This is a genomic window from Marinomonas sp. CT5 (assembly GCF_018336975.1).
Lineage (GTDB): Bacteria > Pseudomonadota > Gammaproteobacteria > Pseudomonadales > Marinomonadaceae > Marinomonas.
The window spans coordinates 2,785,609-2,797,357 of record NZ_CP025572.1; the positions used below are offsets into that span (position 1 = coordinate 2,785,609).

Consider the following 11,749-nt stretch of genomic DNA (forward strand, 5'->3'; position numbering starts at 1 on the left):
TCTGTTCCTCGGCTTATTTAAGAGCGTTTAATGCAATAAGTTGTGAGCGCTCAACACGCTTACCATTCACATAGAAAGGACGTTGCTCACTTTCAGGCAAAACAAAACTCAGCTCTTTGTAAGCCGGCTGCCATTCGCCCTCTTGAGAAACCATAAGGTCGATACGCTCTAAATCGGATTTCAGTGTCATATTCAGCATTAGGTATTGACCGTCTAGATAACCCGTCGATAGACCATCATCATCAAATACCGATAGATTCCGCTGCCCTGTCCCTTTAAATGGGAAAACAAGCAACTGACGCTGGGTGTCTTTTTCAGCATCCACATGGGCAATACGGCTACTAGTCGGAATCACACTGCCAGCACGAGCCAAGAGAGGTATTTCTTCTAGAGCGGCTGGTAAGCTGATATCTTGCCCACCCGCATACCAAGTTTTACGATGGAAGTCGTACCAGCCTTCGCCATTATCAGGCAAATACACTTCACGAGTTCGTTGCCCAGGCTCCACCACAGAAGCGACCAATAAGTCTTTACCCAATAAGAAGTCATCGCTTTCTTCATAAGTGCGAACATCGGCCTCATGGTCTAAGAAAGTCGGACGCAACATAGGTTCGTGATCTTTATGCGCTTGCCAAAGTAGATCGTACAAGTACGGCATCAGGCGGTAACGTAACGCCATGGCGTCACGAATGATTGGCGTTACTTCTGGGTACATCCAAGGTTCATTAACCGTTTTGTCATCATTCCAAGAATGGATGGTAAAGCGTGGATGCATGACGCCATTTTGTACCCAGCGAACAAAGAGTTCTTGATCAGGACGATCACCAGAGAAACCACCTACGTCGTGACCAAGGTTGTACAAACCAGAAAGGCTCATACCCACCCCCATACGAATGTTGTAGCGCAAGGTTTGCCAGTTAGTCCGGTTATCACCACTCCACGTTTGCACATAGCGTTGCATACCAGGACAACCAGAACGCGAGATCAAATAAGGTCGTAAATTTGGTGCAAATTCCGTTTGTGCTTCGAAAGAGGCACGCATCATTAATAAAGGCTGTAACGGACGAATTAACTTAATCGGTGTTGATTTACCAAAGCCGACGCAACGAGCATTGCTGTCCCAAACTTCGTATTCATTATTGTCATTCCAAGTGGAATCGATGCCCTTTTCAAGCAATTGCTCAGTGACATTTTGTTTCCACCACTGGATGGTATTTGGGTTGGTGAAATCTAGGTGTGATCCAGAGTCATCCCAAAACTGAGAAGATTCAGGGGCATCAAACTCTGAGTCTTTTATGAATAGATTTTTTGAGGCCACTTCATCAAAGCGTGGATGGTCTTGCAGCAAGCACGGCTTGATATTGGCTGCCAGTTTAAGACCGGCTTGATGAAAGTCTTCACTCAATTTAAGCGGGTTTGGCACCTTGCTGGTGTTCCAATTAAACACATAACGCTTATTGCCAATGGATGTGTAACCTGAAGACAGCTGAAAGGAATCACATGGCATGCTGTGATTGTCACAGTGCTTAATAAAGTCACCAAGCTGCTCTTGCGCGTTCTCAGCATCCGTATAAAGCATGGTGGAGCCACTATAACCAAGACTCCATTTTGGACCGAAAATAGTACGCCCAGTCAAATTCACATAAGACTTGGTGACATCTAGAACTTTTTCGCCATACATGAAGTAGAAATCTAAATCCCCTTCATCTGCGTGATAACTGCGGTAATAGCCATGATAATTATCTAGCTCATTACCTAAATCAAACCAGCTGGTAGAGAGGTTGTCATAGAAAATACCGAAGCTCGCTTGCTCTGTTTTCGTAATATAAAAAGGAATGTGTTTGTACAATGGGTCGGTGTTTTTGGCATCGTAGCCCATCGCATCGATATTGCGCATTTGATAGCGCGAACCGTGGCGATTTAAATCACCGGTTTTCTCACCTAACCCGTAATACTTCTCTGACAAATCTCGAGCCATGTAATGATGAATATCATTAGACTGTACGCCCAGCATATACGCACCACTGTGGCGGTCCGCAGCAAGATAATGCCATTCTCCGGCAGAGTCAGCGTACTCCCACGTTAACTTCAACGGTTTTGACAAAGTGACTCGAAGAGAAGACGTGGCAATGCTCAGCTGATCCTCTTGTTCAGACAGCGTAAAATCAGGGCAGGAGAACCCTTCTGTGCTCATGCGATCGCGACCTTCCCAGCCAGTTTCACTGTCATTGGGAGATACACACCAGCTGTTTTCAAGCTGCAAGGTTTTGTTCTTTTTCAACAAGACGCGAATCACGTTCGGCTCTAATACAAAAAAGTGCAATACGTGACGGCCATCACATTCAATATCGACACGGTTATCTTCAACGCCAAGAAGCTTCCAGTTAATAATCGGCTTCATAAATATTTATCTCCAAATATCGTTAAATTCTGCAAGCTTCTAGACTAATAGCCCAACAAAAGAGACGGTAAGAACAAGGTAATTTCTGGGATGAATGTCACCGCCAACAAAGCCAGTAAAAGCAATCCGAATATCGGCAACAATGGCTTAATTACTTGGTCAATTTTCACACCGCTTACAGAGCAGCCGACAAACAGCGCACTACCAACAGGAGGCGTACAAATACCAATACATAAGTTAAACGTAATGATGATGCCAAAATGCACTGGGTCGATACCCAGCTCTTGAGCAATAGGTAAGAAAATAGGTGTGAAGATTAATAGTGCTGGCGTCATATCCATGAAGATACCGACAATCAACAAAATTAGGTTAATAATCAATAAGATAATAATAGGATTATCAGACAAGGCTAATAACGCATCACTCACAGCGTAAGGGATATCACCGTTTGCCATCGCCCACGCCATTGCCATTGAAGCGCCAATTAGCAACATGATCATAGAAGCGGTCATGATGGAACCAAGAATAATGCTTGGCATATCTTTTAGGCTGACTTCACGATAAATCAATGCCAATAATAAAGAATAAACAACGGCCACAGCGGATGCTTCTGTGGCCGTAAATACACCACCAATAATCCCGCCCATGATAACGACTATAAGCCCAAGACTAGGCAAAGCTCTCAGCGTAATCACACCCGCTTGACTTAAAGTCACTTTATCTGAAACAGGATAGTTTTTCTTTTTCGCGACTACAGCGACAGCCAACATAACGCAGGCTCCCATCAATAGCCCTGGTAAATAGCCCCCTAAGAACAAAGCACTAATGGAGGTACCACCCGAAATGAGGGAGTAAACAATTAAGGCATTACTGGGTGGAATCAACAAACCAGCGGGGCTAGAGGTAATGTTGACGGCGGTGGAAAAGACGGGATCGTAGCCACTCTTTTTTTGCAGCGGCGCCATGGTGCCACCTACCGCAGCGGCCGCCGCCACTGCCGATCCTGAAATTGATCCAAATAGCATGTTAGCAATCACATTTACATGACCTAATGAGCCAGGTAAACGGCCTGCTATTAACTTCGAGAACTCAATCAGTCTTAATGCTAAGCCCCCCCGGTTCATGATATTTCCAGCAAGGATAAAGAACGGAATGGCCAATAAAGTAAAACTATCCATTCCTGAGGCGAGCTTTTGTGAAACAACAGACAGAGCGGCATCAAACGGCAAGGACACCATAATGGACAAAAGCGCCGAAATCGCAATGGAAAAAGAAATTGGTACACCAAGTACCAACATTGTGAAAAAACTACCAAATAAAACTAGTGCAACTAACCATTCCACGTTTTTATCCTTATTATCAGAATTATTCAAACCGCTCTACAGTCTTAAAAAGCGGCATTTCTAACATGCAATTTGTTTAATCTTGGGTAGGTGCAAACAAATCTCGTAACAAATACAAAATCATGCAACCACCACTAATTGGGATCGCCGCATATACCCACCCCATTTGAAGACCTAGAACCGGAGAAACCTGACCAACACTAAGCGTTTTAAGCACCAAAGAACCGCCACCAAACACCATAATGACAGAAGCAAAAAACAAACCGATCAAGGTGATAAGGACTTGCAGAGAAGCTTTTTTCTGTCCATCTAGCATTAGCAACAGAAAATCCATTGCCAAATGTTTTTTCTGTCCTAATGTAAATGCCGCACCCAATAAGCCCACCCAGATAAATAAGAACCTAGCTAACTCATCAGTTGAAGTGCTCGGTGAACTTAAGACATAACGAGAGAACACTTGCCAAACCACACAAGCAACGAGCGCCACCATCAAAGTGACACAAATTCTCGATAATATGCGGTCCACCACATGAATGAATTTCGTCATTTATTACCCCCTAAAGAGACCAAAAGCCTAAAATAGCTTCCATTAACCGACGACATATTGAACCAAACATAGATTTTGGTCAACTAAACGAACACAATTGGTTGACCAAAATCACATCACATGCAATTATGCCCTTTCGCACACACACACTTTGATAATCTAGAACATTATAAAAATACCAAAATGGAGATTTACAAAATGTTAAACTTTAAAAAAACTAAGCTACATCTAGCATCAGCACTATTGTTAGGTGGCTTAATGGGCGCATCATCTATGAGCTTCGCTGAAACACTAAAGCTTAGCCATAACGGTGATACAAAGTCCCCTGTTCACAAAGCGCTAAAGTTTTTTGCTGATGAAGTAAAAGATAAGACGGATGGTGAACTTAAAGTACGAGTCTACCCAAATGGACAATTGGGCACCCAACGCGAATCTCTAGAGTTATTGCAAAGTGGTGCACTCGATATGGCTAAATCCAATGCCAGCGAACTTGAGTCCTTCGACCCTGCTTATGGCGCCTTCAACATCCCTTACATCTTTAGAGACCGTGAACACTTCTATCGCGCCTTAGAAAGCAAAGATGTTGGTCAGAAAATTCTTAGCTCTTCGGCAAAATATGGCTTTGTTGGTGTCGCTTATTTTGACGCGGGCTCACGCAACTTTTATACATCCAAACCGATTCATTCTCCTGCCGATTTAAAAGGCATGAAGATTCGTGTGCAGCCAAGTCCAAGCGCGATCAAAATGATGGAGCTAATGGGTGCATCACCTACCCCACTTCCATTTGGTGAATTGTATACCGCACTTCAGCAACACGTTGTTGATGGCGCCGAAAACAACATTGGTGCTGTTACAACATACCGCCATGGTGAAGTCGCTAAATACTATACTCGTGATGGTCATGCGATGATTCCTGATGTTCTAGTCATCAGCGCTAAAACTTGGAATAACCTATCAGATAAAAACAAAGCAGCCGTATTAGAAGCGGGTAAAGATGCTACGGCTTATATGAAAAAAATCTGGGGTGAATACACTGATGAAGAGCTGAAAAAAGCGACTAAGATGGGTGTCGAAATCATTGATGTTAATAAAGACCCATTCATTAAAGCCGTTGCTCCGATGTTCCAAGAAGCAATGCAAGACCCGATCATTGCTCCTTATGTAAAAGCAATAAAAGCACTCGACAAATAAGCTAAATCGAGCGACTCTTATCTTTGCATTACTGCAATAATAAAGAATAAGAGTCGCTTATTATTTGAGCGCTTTTCTTTAATACATTTATCTCTAATCTTTTCATCGAATTGGCTAAATAAAGTAGAAAGCTATGATAAACACACTTGTAAAACCAAAGCGCCTATACCAAGAGGTGGGACTTAAGTTATACGAGGAACTTAGACAAGGCCAATATAAAGTAGGTGACCGTTTACCACCAGAACGAGATATTGCTGAGCAATTAGGTGTGAGCCGAACTTTACTTCGTGAAGCCTTAATTATGCTTGAGTTAATGGAAATTGTTGAAGTTCGCAAAGGCAGCGGCATTTATCTGTTAAAACAGCCAACTAGCATAAAATCAACAGATAAATTTGAAGATTCTTTAGACAATGATGATGTCGGCCCCTTTGAAATGATGCAAGCAAGACAACTGCTGGAAAGCCATGTAGCCGAGTTCGCAGCCACTCAGGCAACGAAAAAAGACATCATTAAAATGCGTGACGCATTAGAGTTAGAAAAACAAAACATAGACACGGTGGATGCTGATCATGCCGCCGATAAACTGTTTCACCTAGCCATTGCAGAAGCAACACAAAACAGTGTGCTTGTTGATCTAGTAGAAAACCTTTGGGAACGAAGGGAAAACAGCCCCATGTGGAAACAACTCCATTCCCATATAACCGATCAAGCTTATAGAAAAAAGTGGTTAGTGGACCATGAAAATATTCTGCTTGCCATTCAACAAAAAAAACCAGACATCGCGCGTATGGCAATGTGGCGCCATTTGGAAAATGTAAAAGATACTCTAATGTTATTGTCTGAGCACAAAGACCCAAATTTTGATGGTTATCTCTTTAGCACCAACCCAGTACAACTCCCCTGCAGTTAATCGTCAATCATAATACCCAAAGCTTCCCTTATTAGCTAAAGCTGGAGCTCAATAAGGGAACACTACTAGCTTTATTAATAACAAACCTCCCAAGCATATTGTTATAGATACTATTTTTAACAATTCTAATTCTCCGCTTAATTGCTGTTCCGATATTCCTAGTCTATTTATAAATAGAGTCTTTTTTACTATTGGAATACATGATGGATCATCCTGAAGCCCCAGATAATATAAAACCAATACAGAACAATCAGTTGGTAGGAAATGAGTTTTTACAACAATTAATTACCTATTTACCCATGGGCGCTATGGTGGTGAACACTGACGCTACAATCGTATTCGTCAATGATTCCCTTTCAGAAGTACTTGGTTACACCAAAACAGAATTTATTGGCGCAGACATAGACTTTCTTCTCCCCGCTCAATTTCAGGCGAATCACAAAAAGCTCATGATGCAGTTTTTTAAAGAGCCTAGAAAACGCAAAATGGGAGATGGACAAGCACTCTATGCGCGTAAGAAAGATGGCAAACATATTCCTATTGAAATTGGTTTAAACCCAATACAACAAGGTGAAAAAACCTTTGTTTTAGCAACCTTGATCGATCTAACGAGCAGACACAAAGCTCGAGATATGTTTCAACGCTCTATACAGCATGCGCCTCATGGCGTATTAGTTATTGACGCCAGCGGCATCATTCGCCTAACAAACAGCGCGCTTTGCAACTCTTTCGGCTACACAAGCGAAGAGCTCATAAATCAACCAATGAACATGCTACTGCCGCACCGTTATCGCCATCATCACGATCTTCTGCGTCATTCTTTCCACCAAGACCCCAAGCCTAGAATGATGGGGGTGGGTCGTGACCTTACCGCTTTACACAAAGATGGCCGAGAATTCCCTGTCGAAATAGGGCTCAGCCCCTGTGAAGATGAAGAAGACAATGAGATGGTGCTTGTTTCGTTATTGGACATCACAAAGCGCAAGCGTTTAGAGCAAGAGTTACGTGAAACTAATACCAACTTGGAAGAGTTTACCTACGTGGCATCCCATGACTTACGCTCTCCTCTTCGTGGTATCTCTGATTTATTAGAGTGGGTTAAAGAAGACCTTGGATCGGATTCACCACCAGAGGTCACAAAAAACCTAGACAGAATCGATGTACGTATCCAACGCATGGAACAACTCATCGATAATCTACTCACCTATGCCCGTGCAGGTAAAGTCGAATCTATCACCCAAGACATTAACGTTAATGCATTATTTGATAATATTTTTGAACTATTAGAAGTCCCCAAAGGAATAACGGTTACTCGCAATATTCAGTTAGAACATTTTACGTCCGTATGGACACCGCTTGAAACCGTTATGCGCAATCTCATTAGCAACGCAATAAAGCACCATGACCAATCAACAGGCTCAATCACTATTGGCTGCTCCGCTGAGAATAACCTATGTCATTTTACTATTTGTGATGACGGCCCAGGCATTCCTGAGGCGGCCTTCACACGCATCTTTAGACTATTTCAGACGGTTACTTCCGGTGAGCGGAGTGGAACAGGGATTGGACTTTCCGTGAGCCGTCGCTTAGTAGAGACCCATGGTGGGCGTATTAGTGTTGAAGCGAACCAACACCAAAGAGGGGTGACATTCCATGTATGGTGGCCACGATTTTTAAGGAGGGATACTCATGATTAAAGAGTTAAGTGTACTCATTGTTGAAGACGACGACGTAGCCGCAGAGTCGATCACACGGAGCCTTAAAAAAGTCGCTTCAGACATTAATATTGTCTACGCGGAACACGGCAGAACAGCCATAGAAATACTAGAAAGCAAACACCCAGACAAAGCCTTGAGCTCGCCTTTTGTCGTCTTGTTAGATTTGAATATGCCAGTCATGAATGGCTTTGAGTTTTTAGAATATGTTCGTGATGATCCAAGCTTGCAAAATACCGTTATTTTTATCCTAACTACATCAAATGATGATAATGACCGTTCACGGGCCTATTCCAATAATGTTGCAGGATACATGGTTAAATCCGCTGTAGGTCCTCAATTCGCTAAATTGGCTATTCTAATGGAAGCTTATCGAAATGCTGTCGAGCCCAATCATTAAGACTGGAGAAATCATGGAAGTTTTAGATACCAATGAAGGTCATACTCTGAAATTATTAATTGTCGATGATGACGATGTTGACCGTGAGCGTCTACGCAGAATGCTATGTAAATCAGATATTGAAACCTCTATATCTGAAGCTTCTTCTGTCGAAGACTCTATGAATTTTCTCAGCAATGACGACTATGATTGCGTGATTGTTGACTATCGCTTAGGACTCAATTCTGGACTGACTTTACTCAATAATATTCGTTCAGAAATGGGCAACCACTGCGCTGTCATCATGGTGACAGGATTAGGTGATGAAGAAGTTGCCGCTGAAGCCATGCGACTCGGTGCCAGCGACTACCTCCTTAAAAGCCAACTACAAAGCACACAGCTAGTACGTGCCATTATTAGCTCCATTCATCGAGCTGAGCTTGAAAAAAAACTTCACGATATGGCCCATTACGATAGTCTTACTGGACTCGCCAGTCGCCCAATATTACTCGAGAAGTTGCAAAATATTATTACAGAACAACATCATGCCGCTGTCGCATTTCTTGATTTAGACAATTTTAAGCCTGTTAATGACAGTTATGGACATGATACCGGAGACTACGTTTTAGTCACCATTGCTAACCGCCTAAAACAAATCACTAGAAAGAACGATATTCTCGCTCGAATCGGCGGTGATGAATTTGTTCTTCTTTTACATGATGTATCTTGCGAGGAAGAATGTTCTGCTTTGCTTGGTAGGCTAATTAAATTGGTTAACGCACCAATAGAATTAACTCAGTTTGAATGTGAAGTTCAAGTATCCGCCAGTGTTGGTGTTGCAATGGTCACAAATGAAGAACTGGATGCAGATACGATTCTTCGTCGAGCAGACCAAACCATGTATCAGGCCAAAAAGATGGGAAGAAATAACATTATATTTTTTGATCCTGAAGAAGAACGTCGACAATATGCGCGACAAGCCATACTACAAGCCGCAGAACGAGGCATTACTAGAGACGAATTTGAACTTTATTACCAACCGCAAGTGGACATGGTTAAGCATCAAATTATTGGCGTTGAAGCCCTTATCCGTTGGAATCACCCCACAATGGGATTTCTTTACCCAGGAGACTTTACTGAGGCACTAGAACACCCAACTATAGGCATTTTAATTGGTGAATGGGTACTGCAAGAAGCCTTACACCAACATGCTTTATGGGGAAAACAGAATTTAGTCATCAGTGTTAACATTGCACCTGCTCATCTACTCAGTAAAGATTTTGTGACGCGACTCAATCAGCTACTAACAAGCACCCCTGATTTCACCCCTAACTTATTGGAAATTGAAATACTAGAGACTGTTTCTATATCAGATATTTTCAACGCTGTTGAAGTGGTAAAAGCCTGCTGCGGATTAGGTGTTCATGTGGCGTTGGACGATTTTGGCACAGGCTATTCATCACTTAATTATCTTAAGCAGTTACCACTGAATACGGTAAAAATAGATAAGACTTTCATTCAAAATATCTTATCTAACCAAGAAGATCGGTCCATAGTAGCTTGTATTGTTGCATTAAGTCAGGCCTTCAATTATCACTTAATTGCGGAAGGCGTTGAGTCGTTAGAGCACGAGCAAGCACTTATTGATATGGGATGTCAGCGTGGCCAAGGCTATTTCATTGCCAAGCCGATGCCCGCCAATGAAATGGCAAGCTGGATTCAACACTACAGCCAAAAATACAGAGTTCATTAGACTATCTCAACTCTACATAAATCATGACAAAACACGCACCACATTGTGCAAAAAGCGACCAAAACAAACATTACAAAAGTTTCAAAACCATTTTTTAGTTTCGTTAAAGGAAAAGTAACTTTCGCTAAGAAAGAAGATTGGTAGACTCCGCTCCATAATCAAAACAAGCAAAAAAAGAGAGTCTATCATGATCATTAATGATGCTATGACTGTGCGCGATCAACGCACCAGTAAAATCATCTTAGCTATTGCAGCTATTACTATTTTGTTAGCCACTTTGGCAGGAAAAATGCCAAGCGGCATGATCGGTGCCTTGGGTATCATGGTCATTGTTGGCTTTATCTTAAATTACATTGGTGACAGAACACCGATTATCAATCAATTTTTCGGTGGCGGAGCCATTGTCGTTATTTTTGGTTCTGCATACCTCTTCCATAGCGGTATATTTTCTTCCAGTGCGGGAAGCAATGTCACAACATTCATGAAAAGCGGTGGCTTCCTATCCTTTTATGTGGCGAGCCTGGTAACCGGATCTATCTTTGGGATGGATACTCAAACGCTTAAAAAAGCCGCTCTAAAATACATTCCAGTGATTCTTGGTTCCGCTTTCTTTGCTTGTATTTTTACTGGACTGATTGGCATGCTAGTCAGCAAAAGCTTCTATGATTCTGTGATGCTAATCGCACTACCTATCATGGGTGGTGGTATGGGGGCAGGCGCTGTACCGCTTGTTGAAATCATGTCTGGCAAAACAGGCATGAGCGCTGAGTCTTTAATGTCTCAAATGGTGCCTGCGCTGGCTATTGGTAACGCGATTGCTATTGTTATGGCAGGCTTACTAAACAAGCTTGGCCAAATCGCGCCAAGCCTAACTGGTAACGGTCAGCTTATTCGCGGTCAAAAAGCGGTAGAGACAGAAGATCAAAAATCTTCACCACTTAATATCACCACGCTAGGTGTAGGTGCTTTACTTGCTGTCAGCATGTACTTTCTTGGTACATTACTATCTAACTACATAAGCATGCACACTTATGCACTTATGATCCTATCTATTGCGATTATCAAAGTGTCTGGAATTATGCCAGAAGCCCTAGAGCAAGCAGCTTTCTCTTGGTATAAATTTGTTGTTGGTAACCTAACACCTGCATTGCTTGTCGGCATTGGCGTAGCTTACACTGACCTAAACCAAATTCTAGAAGCACTGTCTCCATTGTACTTCTTGCTTGTGCTAATCACAGTACTTGGTGCGATCTTCGGCGCAGGCTTAATTGGCTGGTTAATGGGCTTCTACCCTATCGAAGCGGCTATTACTGGTGGCCTTTGCATGGCGAATATGGGTGGAACAGGTGACGTTGCGGTTCTGGCTGCAAGTAAGCGTATGGAATTGATGCCTTTCGCTCAAATATCTTCACGCATAGGCGGTGCTTTCATGCTGATTCTTGCCACTCTAGTCGTTCAAGCTATCGCTTAATTGCCTAACGCTTAAGAGCGTTTGGTCAAATATCAATCA

The 11,749-nt window shown here is 42.5% G+C and carries 9 protein-coding genes; 6 read left to right on the top strand and 3 right to left on the bottom strand.

The features are described 5' to 3' along the window. Positions 1-13: 13 nt before the first annotated feature. The 3 genes from C0J08_RS13170 to C0J08_RS13180 form a co-directional block, all read right to left on the bottom strand. Positions 14-2,401 carry a glycoside hydrolase family 31 protein gene (locus C0J08_RS13170; protein ID WP_212652401.1) on the bottom strand — a complete coding sequence of 796 codons (2,388 nt, stop codon included), beginning with the start codon at positions 2,399-2,401 and terminating at the stop codon, positions 14-16. Between the two features lie 44 nt (positions 2,402-2,445). Further along, positions 2,446-3,744, bottom strand: a complete 1,299-nt coding sequence (locus C0J08_RS13175) for a TRAP transporter large permease (protein ID WP_212652402.1) — start codon at positions 3,742-3,744, stop codon at positions 2,446-2,448. A gap of 76 nt (positions 3,745-3,820) precedes the next feature. After that, positions 3,821-4,291 (bottom strand): TRAP transporter small permease, encoded by a 471-nt coding sequence (locus C0J08_RS13180; RefSeq protein WP_212652403.1) that lies wholly within the window; start codon positions 4,289-4,291, stop codon positions 3,821-3,823. A 198-nt stretch (positions 4,292-4,489) separates the two neighbouring features. Between C0J08_RS13180 and C0J08_RS13185 the strand changes: the two genes are divergently transcribed. From C0J08_RS13185 to C0J08_RS13210, 6 genes are all read left to right on the top strand, one after another. Then, the gene (locus C0J08_RS13185; RefSeq protein ID WP_212652404.1) at positions 4,490-5,482 is read left to right on the top strand and encodes a TRAP transporter substrate-binding protein; all 993 of its coding nucleotides are present in this window, start codon (positions 4,490-4,492) and stop codon (positions 5,480-5,482) included. A 133-nt stretch (positions 5,483-5,615) separates the two neighbouring features. Then, positions 5,616-6,392, top strand: coding sequence for an FCD domain-containing protein (locus tag C0J08_RS13190; protein ID WP_212652405.1), 777 nt, complete (start codon positions 5,616-5,618; stop codon positions 6,390-6,392). 203 nt (positions 6,393-6,595) lie between these two features. Next, positions 6,596-8,089 (top strand): PAS domain-containing sensor histidine kinase, encoded by a 1,494-nt coding sequence (locus C0J08_RS13195; protein WP_212652406.1) that lies wholly within the window; start codon positions 6,596-6,598, stop codon positions 8,087-8,089. Then, positions 8,082-8,507: a response regulator gene (locus C0J08_RS13200; protein ID WP_212652407.1), complete on the top strand. Its 426-nt coding sequence runs from the start codon at positions 8,082-8,084 to the stop codon at positions 8,505-8,507. Before C0J08_RS13195 ends, C0J08_RS13200 begins: the two co-directional genes overlap by 8 nt. Before the next feature lie 13 nt (positions 8,508-8,520). Then, positions 8,521-10,239 carry a GGDEF domain-containing response regulator gene (locus C0J08_RS13205; RefSeq protein WP_212652408.1) on the top strand — a complete coding sequence of 573 codons (1,719 nt, stop codon included), beginning with the start codon at positions 8,521-8,523 and terminating at the stop codon, positions 10,237-10,239. 187 nt (positions 10,240-10,426) lie between these two features. Beyond that, positions 10,427-11,710, top strand: a complete 1,284-nt coding sequence (locus tag C0J08_RS13210; RefSeq protein WP_212652409.1) for a 2-hydroxycarboxylate transporter family protein — start codon at positions 10,427-10,429, stop codon at positions 11,708-11,710. The last annotated feature ends 39 nt before the right edge of the window (positions 11,711-11,749 follow it).